Annotated in this window: 17 protein-coding genes; 11 read left to right on the top strand and 6 right to left on the bottom strand. The window is 62.4% G+C overall.

Going from position 1 to position 22462, the window contains the following annotated elements:
• On the bottom strand, positions 1-203 hold a 203-nt coding region (locus ACIPZ8_RS27505), incomplete at its 3' end, for a PEP/pyruvate-binding domain-containing protein (RefSeq protein WP_400730192.1).
• Between the two features lie 190 nt (positions 204-393).
• Between ACIPZ8_RS27505 and ACIPZ8_RS27510 the strand changes: the two genes are divergently transcribed.
• Positions 394-1212, top strand: a complete 819-nt coding sequence (locus ACIPZ8_RS27510; protein ID WP_054885785.1) for a pyruvate, water dikinase regulatory protein — start codon at positions 394-396, stop codon at positions 1210-1212.
• 80 nt (positions 1213-1292) lie between these two features.
• Here the strand turns inward: ACIPZ8_RS27510 and ACIPZ8_RS27515 are convergent, their stop codons facing one another.
• Entirely contained in the window at positions 1293-6158 is a 4866-nt protein-coding gene (locus tag ACIPZ8_RS27515) for an NAD-glutamate dehydrogenase (protein ID WP_400730196.1), read from the bottom strand.
• Between the two features lie 276 nt (positions 6159-6434).
• Between ACIPZ8_RS27515 and ACIPZ8_RS27520 the strand changes: the two genes are divergently transcribed.
• The 10 genes from ACIPZ8_RS27520 (at position 6435) to ACIPZ8_RS27565 (ending at position 17479) form a co-directional block, all read left to right on the top strand.
• The gene (locus tag ACIPZ8_RS27520; RefSeq protein WP_400730198.1) at positions 6435-6788 is read left to right on the top strand and encodes a hypothetical protein; all 354 of its coding nucleotides are present in this window, start codon (positions 6435-6437) and stop codon (positions 6786-6788) included.
• A gap of 361 nt (positions 6789-7149) precedes the next feature.
• Positions 7150-7860, top strand: coding sequence for a FadR/GntR family transcriptional regulator (locus ACIPZ8_RS27525; RefSeq protein ID WP_400730201.1), 711 nt, complete (start codon positions 7150-7152; stop codon positions 7858-7860).
• A gap of 103 nt (positions 7861-7963) precedes the next feature.
• Positions 7964-9157 carry an L-2-hydroxyglutarate oxidase gene (gene lhgO, locus ACIPZ8_RS27530; protein ID WP_400730203.1) on the top strand — a complete coding sequence of 398 codons (1194 nt, stop codon included), beginning with the start codon at positions 7964-7966 and terminating at the stop codon, positions 9155-9157.
• 44 nt (positions 9158-9201) lie between these two features.
• Entirely contained in the window at positions 9202-10527 is a 1326-nt protein-coding gene (locus tag ACIPZ8_RS27535; RefSeq protein WP_400730206.1) for an MFS transporter, read from the top strand.
• Positions 10528-10674: 147 nt separating this feature from the next.
• Positions 10675-11634 carry a MoxR family ATPase gene (locus ACIPZ8_RS27540; protein WP_027919334.1) on the top strand — a complete coding sequence of 320 codons (960 nt, stop codon included), beginning with the start codon at positions 10675-10677 and terminating at the stop codon, positions 11632-11634.
• A gap of 3 nt (positions 11635-11637) precedes the next feature.
• A complete protein-coding gene (locus tag ACIPZ8_RS27545; RefSeq protein ID WP_400730208.1) occupies positions 11638-12582 on the top strand; it encodes a DUF58 domain-containing protein in 945 nt (314 codons plus the stop codon).
• On the top strand, positions 12579-13073 hold the full coding sequence (locus ACIPZ8_RS27550; protein WP_027919336.1) for a DUF4381 domain-containing protein: 495 nt from the start codon (positions 12579-12581) through the stop codon (positions 13071-13073). The genes ACIPZ8_RS27545 and ACIPZ8_RS27550 overlap by 4 nt, the downstream gene beginning before the upstream one ends.
• Positions 13066-14142, top strand: coding sequence for a VWA domain-containing protein (locus tag ACIPZ8_RS27555; protein WP_294334509.1), 1077 nt, complete (start codon positions 13066-13068; stop codon positions 14140-14142). The genes ACIPZ8_RS27550 and ACIPZ8_RS27555 overlap by 8 nt, the downstream gene beginning before the upstream one ends.
• Positions 14139-15857 (top strand): tetratricopeptide repeat protein, encoded by a 1719-nt coding sequence (locus tag ACIPZ8_RS27560; RefSeq protein WP_400730212.1) that lies wholly within the window; start codon positions 14139-14141, stop codon positions 15855-15857. The genes ACIPZ8_RS27555 and ACIPZ8_RS27560 overlap by 4 nt, the downstream gene beginning before the upstream one ends.
• Positions 15854-17479: a BatD family protein gene (locus tag ACIPZ8_RS27565; RefSeq protein ID WP_400730215.1), complete on the top strand. Its 1626-nt coding sequence runs from the start codon at positions 15854-15856 to the stop codon at positions 17477-17479. The genes ACIPZ8_RS27560 and ACIPZ8_RS27565 overlap by 4 nt, the downstream gene beginning before the upstream one ends.
• Positions 17480-17488: 9 nt before the next feature.
• Here the strand turns inward: ACIPZ8_RS27565 and ACIPZ8_RS27570 are convergent, their stop codons facing one another.
• From ACIPZ8_RS27570 to ACIPZ8_RS27585, 4 genes are all read right to left on the bottom strand, one after another.
• Complete coding sequence (locus tag ACIPZ8_RS27570) at positions 17489-17920, bottom strand: DUF2628 domain-containing protein (RefSeq protein WP_400730226.1); 432 nt, start codon at positions 17918-17920, stop codon at positions 17489-17491.
• Positions 17921-18603: 683 nt separating this feature from the next.
• Positions 18604-19623, bottom strand: coding sequence for a DUF6396 domain-containing protein (locus ACIPZ8_RS27575; protein ID WP_400730217.1), 1020 nt, complete (start codon positions 19621-19623; stop codon positions 18604-18606).
• 1 nt (position 19624) lies between these two features.
• Positions 19625-21547: a phosphatidylserine/phosphatidylglycerophosphate/cardiolipin synthase family protein gene (locus ACIPZ8_RS27580; protein ID WP_400730220.1), complete on the bottom strand. Its 1923-nt coding sequence runs from the start codon at positions 21545-21547 to the stop codon at positions 19625-19627.
• A partial coding sequence (locus ACIPZ8_RS27585; protein ID WP_400730223.1) for a DUF2345 domain-containing protein occupies positions 21548-22462 on the bottom strand: 915 nt, incomplete at its 5' end.

A 22462-nucleotide genomic window follows, 5' to 3' on the forward strand; every position in this document is an offset into this window, starting at 1 on the left:
AGGGCCGCATGGATCTGGTCGTTCAGGCCACTCTGTTCGAGAAAGTCACGGTACGCCTGAGCCGTAGTGGCAAAGCCGCCCGGCACCGAAACGCCGGCACCAGCGAGGTTACTGATCATCTCGCCCAGGGATGCGTTCTTGCCCCCCACATGCTCCACATCGTGGACGCCGAGCTTATCGAGGGAAACTACGTACTCTACCAAGGTGATCTCTCCACTAACTGTATTGGAAAAGCTCAAGGGCGCCCGCCTGCCTTCGTTGACTGGGCCGGACGCTTGTGGCCTGTACCTGGAAAACAGGTTCGCAAAATATGGCAGAATGCTGACAGCCGCATTCGGCAAACCGAACTTATCATATCCAAGAAACGTCATCAGCTTAAGGCCCAGATCGCAAATGAAACGAACCGCGTTCTTCATCTCCGATGGCACCGGCATTACCGCCGAAACGCTGGGCCAGAGCCTGCTCGCTCAATTCGAAAGCATTCCGTTCAATAAATTCACCCGCCCGTACATCGACAGCCCGGAAAAAGCGCGGACCATGGTGCAGCAGATCAACGCTGCCGCCGAGCGCGACGGCATGCGGCCGATCATCTTCGACACCATCGTGAACCAGGACATCCGTGAGATCCTGGCAACGTCGAACGGCTTCATGATCGACATCTTTTCTTCGTTTTTATCCCCGCTCGAGCAGGAACTGACTGCCCATTCGTCGTATTCCGTGGGTAAATCGCACTCGATTGGTGGCAATTCCAACTACATGGAACGCATCGAGGCGGTGAACTTCGCCCTGGACAACGATGACGGCGCGCGCACCCACTACTACGACAAGGCCGACCTGATCCTGGTCGGCGTGTCGCGTTGCGGCAAGACCCCGACCTGCCTGTACATGGCCATGCAGTTCGGTATCCGCGCCGCCAACTACCCACTGACCGAGGACGACATGGAGCGCCTGCAGTTGCCGGCGGTGCTGAAAAAGCACCATAGCAAGCTGTTCGGCCTGACCATCGACCCCGACCGCCTGACCGCCATCCGCCACGAGCGCAAGCCCAACAGCCGCTATTCGAGCTTTGCCCAGTGCGAATTCGAGGTGCGCGAGGTGGAGAACCTGTTCCGCCGCGAGAACATTCCCAACATCAACTCCACGCATTTCTCGGTAGAAGAGATTTCGGCGAAGATCCTGGTCGAGAAAGGCGTGGAGCGCAGATTCAAGTAGACACCGCTCCCACAAGGGCCAGTACACATAAAAAAGCCCCGGCATCGCTGCCGGGGCTTTCTTTTACCTCAGTACCTGACTCAGGACGGCACCACCGCCGCCTGCCCACTCAGCGCCAGGTCGACCAGCTCGCGGTTGGCCACCGCGTACATCGCATAGTCGGTGCCGGTGGCGTTGCGCAAGTCGTCGAGCATGGCGCGCCAGCGCTCGACCATCACCCGGTGCTGCTCGGCCCACAGCGCCACACGGGCGTCCATGTCGTCCGGGGCATCAGCCATCTGCAGAACCGAGATGGTGATCGCCCGCTGCTGCAGGTCGATATCGTCGCGGAACGCCTCGCGGGCCAGGGCCTGCCAGTTGTTTTCCACCGGCAGGTTGCTGATTTCCTGCAGGTACCAGGTCAGGTCCAGCGCACTGCCCACGGCGAAGAACGCCTTGGCCACCTGCGCCGGGTCATGGCCGGTCACGTCCGAGGCCTCGATGATCGGCAGCAGGGTGTACAGGTGGGTGGTACCGGCAACCATGCGCGCCAGCAACTCCGGCACGCCAGCGTCGACGAAGCTCTGGTAGCGCACCATCCAGCGCTCGCGGGTCGGACCTTCCAGCAGCTCATCAAGCTTGAGCCCCAGCTGGGCGATCTTCGGCCCGAAGTGCGCGGTGTCACGCCCGGCATCCTGCTCGTTGCGCCGGCTGCGCAGGAACCAGCGGGTGGCGCGGCGGCCCAGGCGCATCAGCTCGTCCATCAGGGTGAGCTGGATTTCCGCCGACACCTGGTAGTCCAACGCCTCGATCTGGCGGAACCAGTGCGGCAGGTGGAAGATGTCGCGCACGATCACATAGGCACCGGCGACGTTGGCCGGGCTCATGCCGGTCGACTCCTTCAGGCGCTGGACGAAGGTGATGCCCATGTTGTTGACCAGATCGTTGGCGATCTGGGTGCTGACGATTTCGCGCTTGAGGCGGTGACGGCGCATGGCGTCGGCGAACTTGCTGACCAGCGACGGCGGGAAAGCGGTTTCCATGTCACGGGTCAGGTAGTCGTCGTCCGGCACCAGCGACTTGAGCAACTGCTCTTTGAGGTCGATCTTGCTGTACGAGATCAGCACCGACAGCTCGGCGCGGGTCAGGCCCTGGCCGGCGGCCAGGCGCTCGGCCAGCTGCTCCTCGGACGGCAGGAACTCGATGGCCCGGTCCAGCTTGCCACGGCCTTCGAGGTCGGCCATCAGGCGCTTGTATTCGGCGATCCGCTCGCGGGCGCGGCGGGCGGCCAGCGACAGCGCCTGGGTCTGCTTGTAGTTGTTGCCCAGCACCAGGCCGGCGACTTCGTCGGTCATGCTGCCGAGCAGCTGGTTGCGCTGCTTCTCGGTCATGTCGCCACCCTGCACCACTTCGTTGAGCAGGATCTTGATGTTGACCTCGTGGTCGGAGCAGTCAACGCCACCGGCGTTGTCGATGAAGTCGGTGTTGGTGGCGCCGCCGTGCAGGCCGAACTCGACACGGCCGAGCTGGGTCATGCCGAGGTTGCCGCCCTCGCCCACCACTTTGCAGCGCAGCTCGTTGCCGTTGACCCGCAGGGCGTCGTTGGCCTTGTCGCCGACATCGGCGTGGCTTTCGCTGCTGGCCTTGACGTAGGTGCCGATACCGCCGTTCCACAGCAGGTCGACCGGTGCCTTGAGCAGCGCATGCAGCAGCTCGGTCGGGGTCAGGCGATCGGCCTCGATGGCAAAGCGTTCCTTCATCTGCGGGCTGATGGCGATGCTCTTGGCACTGCGCGGGAAAATCCCGCCGCCTTCGGACATGATGCTGGTGTCGTAGTCGCTCCAGGCCGAACGCGGCAGGTCGAACAGGCGCTTGCGCTCGACGAAGCTGGTGGCCGGGTCCGGGTTCGGGTCGATGAAGATGTGCAGGTGGTTGAACGCTGCCACCAGTTGCAGCTTGTCGGACATCAGCAGGCCGTTGCCGAACACGTCGCCAGCCATGTCGCCGACGCCGATCACGGTGATCGGGTCCTGCTGCACATTGATGCCACGCTCGCGGAAGTGGCGTTGCACGCCGACCCAGGCGCCACGGGCGGTGATGCCCATCTTCTTGTGGTCGTAACCGGCCGAGCCACCCGAGGCGAACGCATCGCCGAGCCAGAAGCCGTAGTCGATGGCAATGCCGTTGGCGATGTCGGAGAAGGTCGCGGTGCCCTTGTCGGCCGCCACCACCAGGTATGGGTCGTCGTCATCGTGACGCACCACGTTGGCCGGCGGCACCACGCCACCGTCCTTGAGGTTGTCGGTGATGTCGAGCAGGCCGGAGATGAAGATGCGGTAGCAGGCCACGCCCTCGGCGGCGATCTCGTCGCGGGTGCCGCCCAACGGCAGCCGGCGCGGCAGGAAACCGCCCTTGGCGCCGACCGGCACGATCACCGAGTTCTTCACCTGCTGGGCTTTCACCAGGCCGAGTACTTCGGTGCGGAAGTCTTCCTCGCGGTCCGACCAGCGCAGGCCGCCGCGGGCGACATTGCCGAAACGCAGGTGCACGCCCTCGACACGTGGCGAATAGACGAAGATCTCGAACTTCGGCACCGGCTTGGGCAGCTCGGGAATCAGCTTGGGGTTGAACTTGAAGCTGAAGTACGACTTGTTCTGGCCGTTGGCATCCGGCTGGTAGAAGTTGGTGCGCAGGGTGGCCTTGATCAGGTCCAGGTAGCGGCGCAGGATGCGGTCCTCGTTGAGCACCTGGACCTCGTCCAGGGCCGTGAGGATCGCCTGTTCCAGGCGCTGCTGCTTGTCGTCGAGGTCTTCGTTGGTGAGTTTGCGCGCCAGGTAGAAGCGGGTCTTGAACAACCGGGTCAGCTCGCGGGCGATATCGGTGTGGTTGTTCAGGGTGCTGGCGATGTAGCCGAGGTCGAAGCCCAGGCGGATCTGCTTGAGGTAGCGGGCATAGGCACGCAGCAGCGCCACGTCACGCCATGGCAGGCCGGCAGTGAGCACCAGGCGGTTGAAGGCATCGTTCTCGGCGTCGCCCTTGACGATGTGGATGAAGGCATCCTGCAGCGTGTCGTTGAGCTGCTGGATGTCCAGGTTCAGGCCTTCGCTGTAGGTGAAGGCGAAGTCGTGGATCCAGAACTCACGGCCGCTGGCGTGGCGCAGGCGGTAAGGGAACTCGCCGAGCACGCGCAGGCCGAGGTTTTCCAGGATCGGCAGCACATCCGACAGCGCCAGCGGAGTGTCGGCGTGGTACAGCTTGCAATGCAGCAGGCGGTCGCCCAGGCGGGTCAGGGGCTGGTAGAAACTCATCGCCAGCGGCTTGCTCTCGGACAACGCCACCACGTGCTGCAGGTCGACCACCGCCGAATGCGCCGGGAAGCGCTCGCGGTAGCCCGCCGGGAAGCCTTTGGGGAAGTCGCCGAGGATGTTGGTGCCCTGGGCTTCGCCAAAGTTCTCGATGACCAGCGCCGAGTAGTCGTCATGCCACGAGCGGCAGGCCTGGATCACTTCGTTTTCCAGTTGCTGCGGGTCGATGTCGATGCGGTTCTTCGGGTCGACCCGCAGGATCAGCTGCACACGCGCCAGCACCGATTCGGAGAAGAAGGTCCAGAACTCGCAGTCGCTGGCCTTCAGGCGCTCCATCAGCACCTGCTGGATCTTCTGCCGCACTTCGGTGGAGTAGATCTCGCGCGGCACGTAGGCCAGGCCGTAGCAGAAGCGCCCGTACGGATCCTTGCGCAGGAACACGCGAATCTTGTTGCGCTCCTGGATCTGCACGATCGACATCACGGTGTTGAACAGCTCGTCGATCGGGGTCTGGAACAGGTCATCGCGCGGCAGCACTTCGAGTACCTGGGCCAGTTCCTTGCCCAGGTGCGCCTTCGGGTCGAAGCCGGAACGGCGCTCGACTTCGGCGACCTTCACGCGGATGTAAGGGATGGCATGCACGCTCTCGCCGTACACCGACGAGGTGTAAAGGCCCATGAAGCGGTGTTCCTTGATGACCTTGCCATCGGCATCCAGCTGGCGGATCGACACATAGTCCGGGTAGGCCGGGCGATGCACGCGACTGGGCAGCGCAGCCTTGGCGAACGACAGCAGCAGCGGCTCGTTGAGGTAGGCCACGGCGTAGTCTTCGATGCGCAGTTCTTCCGCCGTCAGGCCTACCCGCAGGCGGCGCGGCAGGCCAAGGAACGACTGTTCGTCGTAGACCATCTGGCCACCGTCGCTGTCGGCCTGGACGGTGAACTCTTCATAGCCGAGGAAGGTGAAGTGGTTGTCCAGCAGCCATTCGAGGAAGGCCTTGACCTCGCCCTTTTCATGCTGGGCCGGGCCGTAGGCGGTGTTCTCCACTTCGGCGACGACTTCGCGCAGCTTGGCTTTCATCGGCTCGAAATCGGCCACCGCCACGCGCACTTCGGCCAGTACCTGCTCGATCTCGCGCGTCAGCACGGTGAGTTCGGCGGCGTTGGCGCAGCGGTCAATCTCCAGGTACATCAGCGATTCGTGGCGCACGCCCTCGCCCTGGGTGCCCTTGGGCAGCAGTTCGAGCAGTTCGCCCTTGGCGCCCCGGCGCACGCTCAGCACCGTGGTCTGCAGGGTGTGGATGCTGTAGCCGCGGCGGTTGAGCTCGGTGCGCACCGAGTCGACCAGGAACGGCAGGTCGTGGTGCAGCACTTCGACCACGGTGTGGGTCGATTGCCAGCCATTGCGTTCGTAATCGGGGTTGTACACCCGCACTTGCGGGTACTCGGGGTCGAAGCGCTCGATGATGCGCCACGCCGACAGGGTGCAGCCGGCCAGGTCCGAAAGCCGGCGCTGGGTAAGTTCGTCCAGAGAGATGATGCCGAAGAACTGCTCGGCGAATAGCGCCACTTGTGGCAGGGACTGTTCGCTGATGTGCTGCGCCAGGGCCGCTTGCAGTTGATGCTGGAAGTCGGCTTTGCTGGCTGCGGTGAAGAACGCCATCTGTGGTACTCCGCTTGGGCTTTGTAATAGTTGAAGCGTCGCGCACGTCCGCCATGTTAGGGATCAACGATAGCCAACCCATGGCAAGCCGGACGGTAAAAACCAGACGTTGAACGTGGCAGGCACGTTCAGGGCTCGCCGAAGCTTAACGACTGAGCGGTCATTGCCGCTTGCGAGGCTGCGACAATTTCGGTCAAGGGCTGGCAACTTTACGTTTATGGATGTGTGCAAGGCTGTCAGAATTCCCTATCAATTCCCTTGACCCGAGTCGTAGCCATGCAAATCCACACCGCCGTGCTGTTCGCCACCCCTTGCGATGACGAGGAAGACAACATGGCGACCCTGTGCTGCCACAGCGACAAGGGGCAGATGTTTCTGCTGACCCGTTATCCGGATGAAGACACCGTCGACCTGACCCTGGATGACGAGCCGTCGACACTGGACGGGTTGAAGGTGACCTTGAGTGCACAGCGCCTGCTGATCGAGGTGGCGGCTGGGGACCGGGATGCGCTGAAAGGGGATGAGGCGCTGGAGATCGTGCTGACTTCGGCGGGGACCGACCTTGAGGAAGTGGCGCTGACTCTGAAAAACATACTCGATGGCACTGGCACCTTCGTCAGCGAGCTTTGAGTACTTTGTGGCTGCAGGGCGCATGCCGATGGATTTGCAGCGCCTGTGAGATCGAGCGCCGCCCGCGCGGCGCATCGCAGGCAAGCCTGCTCCTACATCTGTTTCGGGCCAGTTATTCCTGAGGTATTGGCGCGCGCGCCCTTGTTTGTAAGACGCGATATCGAGCCATACGCCAAGGGGTACGCGCGCCTGTGCCACAGGACTCACTGGCCCGAAACAGATGTAGGAGCAGGCTTGCCTGCGCCGCGCGGGCGGCGCTCGATCTCACAGGCGACACACCTCTTATCGGCAAACGCCACATTGACAACCCCATCTCAGAACAGGCATTGTCTGACAACCTGATAACTAGGCAACCGTTTCCATGCTAGAGCTCCAGCGCCCCGACACCCTGGTAGACCGGGTCGTCAGCGCCATCCGCGCCGAAATCGACTCCGGCCGCCTGGCCGCCGAATCGCGCCTGCCCACCGAACAGCAACTGGCCGAACAGCTGAACGTCAGCCGCTCGGTGGTACGTGAGGCCGTGGCGCAACTCAAGGCCGACGGCGTGCTGATTGCCCGTCGCGGGCTCGGTTCCTACATCTCGCAAACCCCCGCCGGCACCGTGTTCCGCTTCCCCGGCAGCAATGGCCGCAAGCCGGACCTGGTGCAGATGTTCGAAATGCGCCTGTGGATCGAGACCCAGGCCGCCGCCATCGCCGCCCGCCGCCGCGACGAGCAGGACCTGGCCCACATGGCCAAGGCCCTGCAGGAAATGCTCGACAAACGTAGCGACTTCGCCACTGCCTCGGCCGCCGACGTGGCCTTCCACCGGGCGATTGTCGAAGCCAGCAAGAACGATTACTTCGTGGCCTTCCACGACTTCCTCGGCGGCCAGCTTGCCAGCGCCCGGCGCACCGCCTGGGAAAACTCCGCCGCCCACTCGGTGGGCGGTTCGGCCGATGCCAGTCGCGAGCACCAGGCGCTGTACCAGGCCATCGCCGATGGCGACCGTCAGGCGGCGGCTGCCTGTGCCGAAGCCCACCTGCGCGCCTCGGCCAAGCGCCTGAAGATCGACCTCCCCACCCTCGACTGACCCCGGAGAAACCGACGCGGCCTGACGTGGGCCTTTTTACGCACTACTTAGTCTGACAACCTGATAAGCAGATCCACCGACAAGAACACCAAGGTACCCCTGCATGACCTACGACTACTGCATCATCGGCGGCGGCATCGTCGGCCTCGCCACTGCGATGGCCCTGCTCGAACAGCGCCCGGGCGCATCCCTGCTGATCCTGGAGAAGGAAGCCAGCCTCGGCCGCCACCAGACTGGCCACAACAGTGGCGTGATCCATGCGGGCATCTACTACGCACCGGGCAGCCTCAAGGCCGAACTGTGCAAGCGCGGCGCCCAGGCCACCAAGGACTTTTGCAGCGAGCACGGCATCGCCTTCGAGGTCTGCGGCAAACTGCTGGTGGCCTCCAACGACCTGGAAGTGCAGCGCATGCAGGCCCTGTACGAGCGCTCGCAGCAGAACGGCCTGAAGGTCGAGCGCCTGGACGCCGCCGCGCTGGCTGAGCGTGAACCGAACATCGTCGGCAAAGGCGCGCTGTTCCTCGATGCCACCGGCATCGTCGACTACACCCAGGTGTGCGACGCCATGGCCAAGGTGATCCGCCAGGCTGGCGGCGAGGTGCACCTGTCCACCAATGTGCGTGCCATCCAGGAACATGCCGACCATGTCGCCGTCGGCACCGACAGCCACACCTGGCGCGCGCGCCAGCTGGTGGCCTGCGCCGGCCTGCAGTCCGACCGCCTGGCGCGCCTGGCGGGGGTGAAGATCGACCACCAGATCATCCCCTTCCGCGGCGAGTACTACCGCCTGCCGGCCAGCAAGAACCAGATCGTCAACCACCTGATCTACCCGATTCCCGACCCGGAGCTGCCGTTCCTCGGCGTGCACCTGACGCGCATGATCGACGGCAGCGTCACTGTCGGCCCGAACGCCGTGCTCGGTTTCGGCCGCGAGAACTACCGCAAGTTCTCGGTCAACTGGCGCGACGTGGCCGCGTACGCCAGCTTCCCGGGCTTCTGGAGAACCATTTGGAACAACCTCGGCTCCGGCACCACCGAGATGAAGAACTCGCTGTTCAAGCGCGGTTACCTGGAGCAGTGCCGCAAGTACTGCCCATCACTGGAAGTGGCGGACCTGCTGCCTTATGAAGCAGGCATTCGCGCCCAGGCAGTGATGCGCGACGGCACCCTGGTGCATGACTTCCTGTTCGCCGAGACCCCGCGCATGGTGCATGTCTGCAATGCCCCGTCGCCGGCTGCCACCTCGGCCATTCCGATCGGCCAGATGATCGCCGAGAAGATCCTCAAGGCCCGCTGAAACCTGCTGCACCTATACAACTACAAGGACAATAAGGAACCCCCATGTCGGTACATGAGGCGGCCCCGGCCGCGCACGAGACCCCGCAACAGCAACGCAAGCGCCTGCGCAAGGTGGCGGCGGCGACCATCTTCGGCTCGATGCTGGAGTGGTACGACTTCTACCTCTACGCGACCATGGCAGCGATCGTGTTCTCGAAGATCTTCTTCGATGCCAGCAACCCGGCGGTGGCTTCGCTGCTGGCCTTCTCCACCTTCGCCATCGGCTTCATCGCGCGCCCTTTCGGCGGCATCCTGTTCGGTTACCTGGGCGACCGTTTCGGGCGCAAGCACGTGCTGGTGATCACCTTCTGCATGATGGGCGTGTGCACGGCGCTGATCGGGCTGATTCCAGGCTATGCCAGCATCGGCATCTGGGCACCGATCCTGCTGGTGGTGATCCGCATCATCCAGGGCCTGGGCGCCGGTGCCGAACTGTCCGGCGCAGCAGTCACTTCCTACGAACATGCCAGCGAAGGCAAGCGCGGCAGCCAGGGCGCCTGGCCCGCGCTGGGGCTCAACCTGGGGCTGCTGCTGTCGTCGCTGACGGTGTACCTGCTGACCATGAATGGCAACGAGTTCCTCCTGGCCGGCGGCTGGCGCATCCCGTTCATTGCCAGCATCGCCCTGGTGGCGATCGGCCTGTGGGTGCGCAAGAGCATCCCCGAGACACCGGACTTCAAGGAGCTGGACAAGGCCGACAAGGCACAGGTGTCGCCGCTGAAGCTGCTGTTCAGGAACGACCTCAAAGGCCTCGCCGTGGTGTTCTTCGTGGCCATCGGCTATAACGCCCTGAGCTACATCTTCAAGACCTTCTCGCTGGCCTACCTGACCCAGTTCAAGGGCGTGGAGGCGCATGTGACCTCGCTGTCGGTGACCATCGCCAGCCTCGTGGCGATCTTCACCGTGCCATTCTTCGGCTGGCTGTGCGACCGCTGGAGCAGCAAGACCGTGCTGATGCTCGGCGGGGTCCTGTCGGCACTGTTCGCCTACCCTTTCCTGCAACTGTTGAGCACCGGAGAACCCACGCAGATCTATATCGCCATCGCGATCGGTACTGGCATCCTCGCGCCCATGATGTTCGCCCCGCAGGGGTCGTTCCTCAGCCGCCAGTTCCCGACCCAGACACGCTCGTCGGGCTTTGGCACCGGCCGCGAGATCGGCACCGCGGTAGCCGGTGGCCTGGCGCCGCTGGGCGGCTTGGCCCTGGTGGCCGGATCGGCGACCCATTCCACCGATGGCGTGGCGCTGATCCTGGCGATTGCCGGGGTGCTGGTGGTGGTGTTCGCCCTGTGCGACCAGGGGCGCAAGCACTCTACCGCGAAGAACTGACCCGAAAAGCGCGCGGGCGTGCCCTGCAGCGACCGTGGCAGCGATAAAAATCCCGGCCTTCATTGGTCGGCGCCCCCCTGGATAGATTAAAGTATCACCCCCTGCCAGGTCGCTCGCGACCTGGCGCAAACCCAGGAACCGCCGCCGATGGAACACCGTGAAGCGCTGATCGCGCTACGCACCTTTCTTTCCTCCCAGATCCTAGGCCAGGAGAAGCTGGTCGAGCGGCTGTTGATCGTGTTGCTGGCCGACGGCCACATGCTGGTCGAAGGTGCGCCCGGCCTGGCCAAGACCAAGGCCATCAAAGAGCTGGCCGAAGGCATCGAGGCACAGTTCCATCGCATCCAGTTCACCCCCGACCTGCTCCCGGCCGACATCACCGGTACCGAGATCTATCGCCCGGAAACCGGCAGCTTCGTGTTCCAGCAGGGGCCGATCTTCCACAACCTGGTGCTGGCCGACGAAATCAACCGCGCCCCGGCCAAAGTGCAGTCGGCGCTGCTCGAAGCCATGGCCGAGCGCCAGGTCAGCGTAGGCCGCAGCACCTACGACCTGTCGCCGCTGTTCCTGGTGATGGCCACGCAAAACCCGATCGAGCAGGAAGGCACCTACCCGCTGCCCGAGGCCCAGCTCGACCGCTTCCTGATGCACGTGAAGATCGGCTTCCCCGATGCCGCCGTGGAACGCCGCATCCTCGCCCAGGCCCGTGGCGAAGCACTGGGCGGCGAAGTGAAGCCCGAGCGCCGGGTCAGCCAGCAGGCGATCTTTGCCGCGCGCAAGGAGATCCTCGGCCTGTACATGGCCGACGCGGTGGAGGAATACCTGGTGCAGCTGGTGATGGCCACCCGCACCCCGGCCAAGTTCGACGCCGAGCTGGCCGACTGGATCGCCTATGGCGCCAGCCCGCGTGGCTCGATCGCCCTCGACCGCTGCGCGCGTGCCCATGCCTGGCTGGCCGGGCGCGACTTCGTCAGCCCCGAAGACATCCAGGCGGTGCTGTTCGATGTGCTGCGCCACCGCATCATCCTGTCGTTCGAAGCCGAAGCGGCGGGGATCGACCAGGACCGCGTGGTCCAGCGCATCCTCGACGTCGTGGCCGTCGCCTGACCCATGCCCACCACGCAGCAGGCCGAACCCGGCATCCGCATCGGCCTCGCCGAACTGATCGACATGCGCCACCGGGTGCGCGAGATCCAGCTGTTTTCCCGCCCTGGCCAGCGCAGTCCGCTGGTCGGCCTGCACCATTCCAAGCTGCGCGGGCGCGGCGTGGACTTCGACCAGGTGCGCGTTTACCAGGCCGGTGACGATGTGCGCAACATCGACTGGCGCGTCACCGCACGCACCCAGGAGCCGCACACCAAACTGTTCCACGAAGAACGCGAACGGCCGATCTTCATCCTCGTTGAGCAGAGCCAGCGCCTGTTCTTCGGTTCGGGGCTGATGTTCAAGTCGGTGCTCGCCGCCGAGGCTGCCGCGCTGTTCGGCTGGGCCGCGCTGGGCCACAACGACCGCATCGGCGGGCTGGTGTTCGGCGACAACGAGCACCACGAAATCAAACCCCGGCGCAGCAAGCAGAGCCTGCTGCAGCTGCTCAACCGCCTGGCCAAGGTCAACCAGGCCCTGCACACCGAAGCCGCGCCGCAGGCCGACAGCCTCGGCCTGGCCCTGCGCCGTGCCCGTGAAGTGTTGCGCCCCGGCAGCCTGGCCATCGTCATCTGCGACGAACGCTCGCTCAGCGCCCAGGCCGAGCAACACCTGGCCATGCTCTCGCGCCATTGCGACCTGTTGCTGATGCCGGTGTCCGACCCGCTCGACCACGCCCTGCCCGCCGCCGGCCTGCTGCGCTTCGCCCAGCGCGGCTCACAGCTGGAGCTCGACACCCTGGACGCCAACCTGCGCCAGGCCTACCGTCAACAGGCCGAAGCGCGCATCGAGCGCTGGGAACTGATGGCGCAGAAGCTGCGCGTGCTGCTGATGCCGCTCAGCACGCAGAGTGAGATGATCGAACAACTGCGCGAGTACCTGAACGCCCAGCGACCTGGGAGTGCTCAATGAACCCGCTGGACCAGTTGCAACCGCTGATCGCACCGCCGGCAATCGGCCTGTGGCCACCGGCACCGGGCTGGTGGCTGTTGCTGGCGCTGCTGCCGCTGCTGGTCTGGGGCCTGTGGCGGTTGCGCCGGTGGCGCCCCGGCAAGCGCCCGGTGGTGCGCGCCGAACTGCCGCTCGACCCGGTGCGCCTGGAAGCCCTGGCCGAACTCGCCCGCCTGCCGCGCCCCTACGACGGCGCACCGGCCGGCGCCTGGCTGCAGCAGATCAACGCCCTGCTCAAGCGCCTGTGCCGCAACCACTACCCCGGCGCCAACAGCCATACCTTGAACGGCCGCCAGTGGCTGGCCTTTCTCGACAACCGCTGCCCGGCCGCCGGCCTGACCCGCTGGATGGTACTGGTCGAAGGCGCCTACAAGCCTGAGTGCAAGCTCGACGACAAGGCCATCGTCGGGCTCAGCCAGGCGGTCGAAACCTGGATTCGCAAGCATGTTTGAACTGGCCTGGCCGTGGATCTTCGTGCTGCTGCCGCTGCCGTGGCTGGCGCGCCTGCTGCTGCCCGCCGCCGACAGCGGCGAGCCGGTGCTCAAGGTCGGCTTCCTCGACGAGCTGGAAGGCCTGGCCGGGCGCCGCGCACGCCTGAACCTGCCGACCCTGCGTCAGCAGGCGCCCTATGTACTGATCTGGCTGTTGCTGCTGCTGGCCGCTGCGCGCCCGCAATGGCTCGGTGAGCCGGTGCCGGTGGCCGCCAGTGGTCGCGACCTGCTGGTGGCGGTGGATGTGTCAGGCTCGATGGACTTCCCCGACATGCAGTGGAAGGACGAAGACATCAGCCGCCTCGACCTGGTCAAGGCACTGCTCGGCGACTTCTTGCAGGATCGCGAAGGCGACCGGGTCGGCCTGATCCTGTTCGGCAGCCAAGCCTACCTGCAAGCCCCGCTGACGTTCGACCGGCGCACCGTGCGCACCTTCCTCGACGAGGCGCAGATCGGCATCGCCGGCAAGAACACCGCCATCGGTGACGCCATCGGCCTGGCGGTCAAGCGCCTGCGCCAGCGCCCGGCACAAAGCCGGGTGCTGGTACTGGTCACCGATGGCGCCAACAACGGCGGGCAGATCCACCCGCTGACCGCCGCCCGACTGGCCGCCCAGGAAGGCGTGCGCATCTACACCATCGGCATCGGCGCCAACCCTGAGGCCAGTGGCACCCCCGGCCTGCTTGGCCTGAACCCGAGCCTGGACCTCGACGAAGCGTCGCTCAAGGAAATAGCCGACATCACCCACGGTGCCTACTTCCGCGCCCATGACGGCAATGAGCTGAACGCCATCGGCGACACCCTCGACCAGCTCGAGCCGGTGGCCCAGCAACCGACCCAGGCGCGCACGGCCAAAGCCCTGTATGCCTGGCCGCTGGCCTTGGCCCTGCTGCTCAGCGTGTTGCTGGTGGTGGCGGTGCAATGGCCCGACAACCTGCTGCACAAGGTGCTGCGCAAACCGCGTTTCCTGCAGCCCCATCCGGAATGGCGCCAGCGCCTGAAACGCCTGCGCCTGAGGAAACGCCGATGATCGATCTCTGGCCACAATGGCTGCGCCCGCTCTGGCTGCTGGTCGTGCCCCTGCTCGGCTGGCTGCTGTTCAAGCTGTGGCATCGGCGCAAGCGCGCCGGGCGCTGGCAGATGATTCTGCCGCCGGCGTTCCAGCCGGTGCTGCTTGGCGGCGGCAGCGGCAGCAACAGCAAGCTGCCCTGGGTGGCCCTGGGCCTGGCCTGGCTGCTGGTGGTGCTGGCCCTGCTCGGGCCGAGCTGGCAGCGCCTGGAGGAAACCCGCCAGCGCCCGACCGACCCGCTGGTGATCCTGCTCGAACTGACCCCGCAGATGCTCGCCGAGGACGTTGCGCCCAACCGCCTGGAGCAGGCCCGGCGCAAGATCCTCGACCTGCTCGAGCACCGCAACGACAGCCAGACCGCGCTGGTCGTCTATGCCGGCAGTGCGCACACCCTGGTGCCGCTGTCGGATGACCTGGGCACCACGCGCAACCTGCTGGAAGCTATCGACCCATCAATCATGCCCAAGCCCGGCCAGCGCGCCGACCTGGCCGTACAAAAGGGCCTGGCCCTGCTGGCCCAGAGCGGCCTCGGCCAGGGTCGCCTGCTACTGGTCGGCTCGGCGCTGAGCGCGCCGGAGCGCCAGGGCATCACCCAGGCCCTCGGCCGCCAGGGCCCGAGCCTGCTGATGCTCGGCATCGGCACCGGCGACGGCGCGCCGGTGCGCCAGGCCAATGGCGAATTCCTCAAGGATGACCAGGGTGGCATCCTCCTGCCGCGGCTCGACAGCGCCAGCCTCAAGGCCTTCATCAGTGGCACCGGCGGGCGCTACCGCCATGCCCGCATCGACGACCTCGACCTGCGCGGCCTTGGTCTGTTCGACAACCCGCGCCGCCTGCACGATGCCGGCCAGACCCTGCAACTGGACAGCTGGGCCGACCAAGGCTACTGGCTGCTGCTGCCGCTGTTGCTGCTGGCCGCCTGTGCCGGGCGCCGCGGCTGGCTGTTCTGCCTGCCGCTGCTGCTGGCCCTGCCGCAACCCAGCCAGGCCTTCGAGTTCAACGACCTGTGGCTGCGCCCCGATCAACAGGGCCAGATGCTGCTGCGCAAACAGCGCCCGGCGGACGCCGCCCGGCACTTCCAGGACCCGCAATGGCGCGGCATGGCGCTGTACCAGGCCGGCGACTATGCCGGCGCCGCCGAGGCCTTCGCCCAGGGCGACAGCGCCGCAGCCCACTACAATCGAGGCAATGCCCTGGCCCACAGCGGCGAACTGGAAGCCGCCCTGGATGCCTACGAACAGGCCCTGGAGCGCCAGCCCGACCTGCAGCCGGCACTGGCCAACCAGGCGCTGGTGCAACAGTTGCTGCAGCAACGCGAGGCCCAGTCCGAAGAACAGCCGGCCAACAGCGATGCCCAAGGCACCCCCGGCAGCGAAACCGAAGGCAACAGCAGCTCGGCCAGCAGCCCCACCCAAGGCACGCCCGGCAGTGAAGAACAGGCCAACGCCGAACAACCCGGTGAAGGCAGCAACAACAGCCAGGCGGCGCCTGGCAACCAGGGCGGCGATGACGACAGCATCACCCAGCCGCCGCAGCGCCCGGTGTCGACCAGCCTCGATGCCGAACAACGCCAGGCCCTGGAACAATGGCTGCGCGAGATCCCCGACAACCCGGCGGAGCTGTTGCGGCGCAAATTCTGGTATGAACAGCAATTGCATCAGGAAAAATCACGATGAGTCGCTTCGGCGTCTTTCTACTCAGCCTGTTGTGGGCCGTCATGGCCCAGGCCCTACCCACGCTGCAGGCCAGCGTCGACCGCACGCGCCTGGAAGCCGGCGAAACCCTCGAACTGACCCTCGAAAGCCAGGACGTGACGCAGTTCGGCAAGCCCGACCTGCACGCCCTGGACAGCGACTTCGAAGTGCGCGGCACGCGCCAGCTGAACAGCCTGCACACCCTCGACGGCGAAACCCGCGCCAGCACCCGCTGGATCATCACCCTGCTGCCACGGCGCAGCGGCAGCTTGCGCATCCCCGAACTGCAGTTGGGCCAGTCGCACAGCCAGGCCATCGACCTGCAAGTGCTGCAGGCCGACGCTAGTCGCCCGGAGATCGCCTCGCAGGTGTTCGTCGAAGCCACCCTGGACAGCAACGAGGTGTACGTCCAGGCCCAGGCCGTGCTGACCCTGCGCATCTACCATTCGGTTTCGCTGTACGACGACAGCAGCCTGAGCCCGCTGCAGCTGGAAAACGCCAAGGTCGAGCCGCTGGGTGAGTCGCGCACCTACGAGAAAGAAATCAACGGTGTGCGCCACGGGGTGATCGAAACCCGCTACGCGGTGTACCCGCAGCAAAGCGGCGACCTGGACATCCCACCGCTGACCTTCACCGCCACCGCCGCCGACAACGCTCAGCAACCCGCCGGCACCACCCGGGCAGGCCGCCAGGTGCAGGTCAGTTCGTTGCCGCTGCGCCTGGCCGTACGCCCCATCCCCGCCGCCTGGCCGGCCGACGTGCCCTGGCTGCCGGCACGCAGCCTGACCCTGGAAGAACACTGGAATCCCGACCCGGCCAGCCAGCAGCCACAGATCGGCGACTCCCTCACGCGCAGCATCACCCTGCGCGCCGAGGGCCTGTCGAGCACCCAGCTGCCGCAGCTGCCCGCCACCGAAATCGTCGGCCTGCGCCGCTACCCCGACCAACCGGTGCTGCGCAACGAGATCAGCGAACGCGGCATGACGGCCAACCGCGAAGAACGCGAAGCCCTGGTGCCGACCCACAGCGGCAACCTGGCCTTGCCGGCACTGGAAGTCACCTGGTGGAACACCCGCGAAGACCATCTGGAACACAGCAGCCTGCCTGCCCGCACCCTGGACGTGCTGGACAACCCGGCGCTGAGCGCCGACTCCCCAGCCGGCGACAGCAGCGGCGCCAGCCACCTGCTCTGGCCCTGGCAGCTCGCCACCCTGCTGTTCGCCCTGACCACGGTGCTGGGCTTCGCCCTGTGGTGGCGCGCCCGCTCGCAACCGGCGGTGCTGCGTGCCGCGCAGAACGGCCCGAGCCCGCGCACCCTGCTGGACGACCTCAAACGCGCATGCCAGGCCAACGACCCCCAGGCCACCCGCCAGGCGCTCGATGCCTGGGCACGGCAGCAGCCGGAGACCCTGGCCGAAATGGCGGCGCGGTTCGTGCCGCTGTCGGATGCGCTGGATGGGTTGAATGGGGCGTTGTATAGCGAGAGTGGGCAGTATTGGCAGGGAGAGGATCTGTGGCGGGCGATTGGCACGATTCCACCGGCGGAGCAGGTGTTGTTGCCTGCGGGCGAGAGCGGCAGCCTGCCGCCGCTCTATCCCAAATGATCGGTAACCTCAGATGAAACGCATGCCCTCGAACGGGTTCCAACCTTGCTTGCCCGTGGTCTGCTTCAGGTAATAGGCATAATTGGTGAGGACACCGTACATCACGTTGAACATCACGTTGAGCCCGTTATCCAGCGCCCGCGGCATGACGATGCCGGTGACATTCTGGAAAATCTCGATCACCACGGTGATGGCCACGATGATACCCAGCAGGGAGAAGTTCTTTTTCCACAGGCCCAGCACAAACAAGTAGATCGGGCCGAAGAAGAAGGCGATGAAGTTCATTGCGATCAGTAGCCTTTTACCGACAGGCGCGGCTTTCAGGGCTGCCTTGTAGGCGGCGCTGCTCGGACTGCCGTGCCGATCGAAGAAGGCGAAACGCTCCTGCCATTTCGGCTTGAGGTTGCTGGAGGTGAATTGGGTTTGCGGGATGCCTTCCATGGGGAGCTCCGTGATGATCGTCCGTGGGGGTTGAATGGCCATGAATTTGGCCGGTACGGAGGCTAGTTCATGGTTGGCTTGGAGGCGAGCTTTGAAACCTGAGCAGAGTGAGACCCGCATCACGAAACGGTTGAGAAACAAATGTGAGCGAGCTTGCTCGCGATGCGCCGCGCGGGCGGCGCTCGATCTCACAGGCGCTGAGTTTCTTCGGCCAGGCACCTGACAGCCCGGACGCATTCATGATTTGGGTCAATGCGTCCTTCGACCTTTGCGCGCGACCGCTCTGACGCAGAGCACGATTTCGAGTGATAAAAAGGTGCATTATTGCGAGGGCGATGCCTTTGCTTTAAATGTAAACATAAGCATCAGACAGGCTTGCACAAACAAATAGATAGACAGATATAAACAGAATTCATATTTACCCTTACCAACAGCAAAGAAGACCATAGCATAATAGGCGCCAGGAAGCGACAGAACAAATGAAATAAGAAATTGATACTTAGGAATACAATCCAAAGGTCGTTTCCCGCTGAACAAGAATACGACCACCTTGAAAGGAGCGTAACAGGCCCCGGAAAGCGGGATCGCCAAAATTACAGCTATCAATATATAGAATAGAATGCCTGGCATTTTCTGCCCGCCTCTTTAATCCATGTTGATTCCGTCAACCCGAGTTACATTGCTCAGGTTTTCTGCGGAAGACCAGTTTCTGGATCAAGATGTTTCTCTGCACTTAGACGCTCAACCAAGTCCTGACTAGGCTTCACCGGATTTGTTTTCGACGCACGCTCTTTCTGCCATTGAAACGAACCATCCCAAGTAGGTAGCTCGGCAGGCGGAAGAGGTACGATAGCGTCTATATCTGGCAATTTTACCCCCAACTGCTCATTCTCTTCGAAAAATTTACTTATTTTGTGGTATCTCACCGAGCGCTCTTTATCGGGCTCCAGGGCCATATAATAAAGGTTGTCATCTGAAAGTGGACCATCAAAAGCGTTTCCAAGCCTTCTGGCTGAAGCAGCATCTCCTGCTTTAACGCCTTGCTGATAAGCCTGTACCGCTTCTTTGTACACAGCCCCTACACGTAGAAGACCTGCCAAATCTGCCGCAGCGCGCCCGTGCCCTTGAGACGCGGCGCAACGCCGCATCGCTACCATTACTTCATATCCTCCCGTAACACGACCTAGCAAATTGGCAACGTAGAACTGCGCATCTGGGTTTCCTAAGTCAGCCGCCTTTCGGAAATAAGCGTTCGCTTTATCGCGATCCTGTTCAACGCCATAACCCATCTCAAGGTAATGTCCCATATCATAATAGGCAGCAGGTATTCCTTGAGCGATAGAGGATTCAACGAGATCAATCGTTTCTCTTTGTGGCTCGGGAGAGCTAGCCAAGCCCTGAGAAATAAGCGCCTGCAAATTGGTAGAGGCTTTATAGTGACCGTGAGATGCGGCAATACGATAGTATTTAGCAATCTCATTAAAATTCTTGGGCCCCTCCTGTTGCTCTAGGAAAAGCCCGTACTTATAGAGTGCATCTGCGTCTCGATTCAATGGAGGAAGGACATCTGCCTCACGACGACACTCAAATGCCAGGTCGTTATAGATGTGTGACGTATCAGCCTGCGTTGGCATTGGACGCTCCTCGAAAGCCATAATTAAACCAATGAAAAGAACACACGCAAGATAGATATACTTATACATTTTAGTCCAAGTTTTTACGTGCCGAGCTGTCGCGATAAAACTCTATTAGCGAAGCACAAGGGGACTTTTTCTCACTGAGTGAGGGTTTTTTATTCAACTCATTCCGACGTTTATTTTCATCAATAATATCTTGCCAGTTACCAAAGGCTTCCGCTGCATCGTCTTGCGCACCCATCCCCTTCGTATGTATATCCCAAAGGTGCTTGCGAAGAGGTTTTGACAACGCAGGACTCTCATGACATATATTGAGCTCGCTGTCGACCTCCATGCTGCGTATGTTTATATTGGCGGAGCCTAACGTCGTGAATACATCATCGATTATCGCCAGCTTGCTATGAATATAAACGGGCATCCAGTTATCTGGCGGTGAATCAGGAGCGACCAATGTGCAGATGTGCACTTTGAGCCCCGGGATCTCTACTGGAACAATGGCTGCATCTTTTTTGGTCGCAATCGACGCCTCGAGTTCCTTCTGCCTGGCTTCTGCCGCTGCGACTTTGGCTTCACGCTCATTTCTCATCTTTTGCAAGAGGTTGGAGTCTACCAGGGGTTGCGCAACATAGTTCAGTGACATCAAGGATTGCCTGGCGCTTATCGTTTCTGAGCGTGCCAGCCTGAGTTGTTCATCTAGCTTTTCATTTCGCTCAAGCTTTGAGACGGTAGGCATAACATCTTGACGCCCCAGGCTGCGCAACATCCTGTGAGTGTTCATTGAGCCGTCACCCATTCCTTCGTCGCTTGAGTTAGTCACGACAAACAGGTAAATGGCTCCATGTTTCGCATGGTTCCTGCCCCATTCCAGCTGCTTTTGCGCCGCATTTTTTATTGCGGTCGCAACAGGCTCCCATCTGAAATACTGATTCTCCATGTATATGAAATTTGTGACGTTATTGGTCGCCTTCAGATAAAGCGCCTTGATATCATGCACACCTTCCTGCTGCTGCGTACGAAGCAGTTGCGCCATGACAGGTGTGCCTGCATCGGGTCGAACCTTTAAATTCGCTGCACTGTTTTTACGTTTCGACAGCAGATCAACGCCGGTTTCACGTTTCCAAGCCTGACAGAAGTTGTGATTGAGGTGCTCAAGGATCGGCCCTGTTACTTTGCTGGAGATATCCTGCCGCGGCGTTGCACCATTTCTACCAAAACGAGCGTGCATCCTCGCATAGCTGTGATCGTCCTTATCCCAGTATGCGTCTAACGTGTTGTGCCCCATGACAAAGCCTATAGCTCTATCAGGCTTTTCATAGTCAATGAGCACCATTTTTTGATGATGGGTAGGGGCAGCCGACATCGCCCCAGTGCTCAGGAATTTATTAAGTTTTGAACCGTTCTTATCCTCACCGTTCACGAGAAGCTGCCAAACAATCTCCACGCGCTCTATAGCCCCAAAGCCCCGCGTCGCAAACTCTACATTCTTCAGGTAGTAGGGTGAATCTTTCAGTATAGAGTTTCGATCAGCCACACCAGTGAGTCGGGCTTGCTCATACCACTTCAAATCATACTCTTCTTGCGCATCATTACGATTTTGCTTACCGGTAGAAGAATAACTTATTAAATTGTTGCCGGGCGTTGGGTTTTCCATGAATTGTGCTGGCGGTAGATACCAGCAAAGAATCCTGACCTTTACGCCCTCAGCCCCTTTTTTTACCAGCAAATCCCCTATACACAAATCGCCCGTATTGCCATTGCGCTTGAAATGCATCGAGGGCTGAAAGCCCCAGCAGATATAATCAATGCTTGTTGTAGCAGCCATGATCGCATCATACAGCGCACCAAACGCGCGCTCGCCATTCACCAACGGCTCAAAGGTTGCCGGGACGGGGTGATACTCTGTTTTTTGCAAAAACCACGGAAGATTCAATGTGGCTGACGTTGTTTTACCGGTGGCGATCGGAGAAGTAATTGAACTGGAGGCTGTCATTTAATTCCCCTCTGAATCTGGCTGGTTAAGCGATGCATAGCTGTCTCTGAAATCGCTACGCGTTCCGGGCTGATTGACATCCGGATGAGTCTTGCTTTCGTGACGATGAAACCCGCTGTTGGCCAGTTCGGCATTTTTATTCTCACCCTTGTACTGGCCGCCTACGGGTATGTCATAGCGGATGCCGTTTGCCAGCTCTACTGTATAGTCAGTTGTCGTGGGGTGGTGATCGACAGCTATCATTCCAGTCTTGTCCATCACGCCCTGCCCGATCATTGAGCCGCCAGCAAAAAGTTTGTAAGGCATACCAGCCCAAGCGCCAGAGCTGCCCGCATTTGTATTGCCGGCAAAAAATGACAGGCTCTGGGTCACAGACGATTCAGGCCATGCCGGGTTCTCTCGGTTGAGCTGCGCCGGCCCGCTGAACATCTTCTTCGCCCCCTTGATATCAATCGTCCCTGGCGCATGAATCTCGATGTTGCCGTCCTTGATCCGGATGTATCCGCCACCGCTGGTGAGCAGGATGCCTTCCTGTGCAGCTATTTCGATGCCTTCGGCGGTGGAAGTGATTTTCATGCCTTGTTTGGCTGTCAGCTCCATTGCATCGCTCTGCGCCTGCAATTCCACCTTGCCCTTGGCCGCAAACAGCTTGGCCCCGGCGCTCTGCGCAAACAGGCTGATGCTCTGCACCACGCTGGCCAGCAACGACTTGCCGCTGGCGATGCTGACATCCTCGCCGGTACTCACAGTCAGGTGCTTGCCGCTGTGCAGGTGGGTGTTCTGCGGCGTGGCGGTGGCGATGTCGGCCGGGGAGGAAGCGATCAGCAGTGGCTTCTGGTACCCCGGCGTCTTGCCGCGTCCGCCACTGCGGATCGCCCAGGCGGTGTCACCGCCGTTGCGTTGCTGTTCGCTCGG

It is taken from the genome of Pseudomonas sp. NPDC089422, from assembly GCF_044749405.1.
Taxonomy (GTDB): domain Bacteria; phylum Pseudomonadota; class Gammaproteobacteria; order Pseudomonadales; family Pseudomonadaceae; genus Aquipseudomonas.

Coding starts and splice junctions, on each gene's coding strand:
- ACIPZ8_RS27525 (WP_400730201.1), top strand. CDS start 7,150: ATGCTAGAGCTCCAGCGCCCCGACACCCTGGTAGACCGGGTCGTCAGC.
- ACIPZ8_RS27540 (WP_027919334.1), top strand. CDS start 10,675: ATGGAACACCGTGAAGCGCTGATCGCGCTACGCACCTTTCTTTCCTCC.
- ACIPZ8_RS27565 (WP_400730215.1), top strand. CDS start 15,854: ATGAGTCGCTTCGGCGTCTTTCTACTCAGCCTGTTGTGGGCCGTCATG.
- ACIPZ8_RS27545 (WP_400730208.1), top strand. CDS start 11,638: ATGCCCACCACGCAGCAGGCCGAACCCGGCATCCGCATCGGCCTCGCC.
- ACIPZ8_RS27575 (WP_400730217.1), bottom strand. CDS start 19,623: ATGTATAAGTATATCTATCTTGCGTGTGTTCTTTTCATTGGTTTAATT.
- ACIPZ8_RS27580 (WP_400730220.1), bottom strand. CDS start 21,547: ATGACAGCCTCCAGTTCAATTACTTCTCCGATCGCCACCGGTAAAACA.
- ACIPZ8_RS27535 (WP_400730206.1), top strand. CDS start 9,202: ATGTCGGTACATGAGGCGGCCCCGGCCGCGCACGAGACCCCGCAACAG.
- lhgO (WP_400730203.1), top strand. CDS start 7,964: ATGACCTACGACTACTGCATCATCGGCGGCGGCATCGTCGGCCTCGCC.
- ACIPZ8_RS27510 (WP_054885785.1), top strand. CDS start 394: ATGAAACGAACCGCGTTCTTCATCTCCGATGGCACCGGCATTACCGCC.
- ACIPZ8_RS27515 (WP_400730196.1), bottom strand. CDS start 6,158: ATGGCGTTCTTCACCGCAGCCAGCAAAGCCGACTTCCAGCATCAACTG.
- ACIPZ8_RS27560 (WP_400730212.1), top strand. CDS start 14,139: ATGATCGATCTCTGGCCACAATGGCTGCGCCCGCTCTGGCTGCTGGTC.
- ACIPZ8_RS27555 (WP_294334509.1), top strand. CDS start 13,066: ATGTTTGAACTGGCCTGGCCGTGGATCTTCGTGCTGCTGCCGCTGCCG.
- ACIPZ8_RS27550 (WP_027919336.1), top strand. CDS start 12,579: ATGAACCCGCTGGACCAGTTGCAACCGCTGATCGCACCGCCGGCAATC.
- ACIPZ8_RS27570 (WP_400730226.1), bottom strand. CDS start 17,920: ATGGAAGGCATCCCGCAAACCCAATTCACCTCCAGCAACCTCAAGCCG.
- ACIPZ8_RS27520 (WP_400730198.1), top strand. CDS start 6,435: ATGCAAATCCACACCGCCGTGCTGTTCGCCACCCCTTGCGATGACGAG.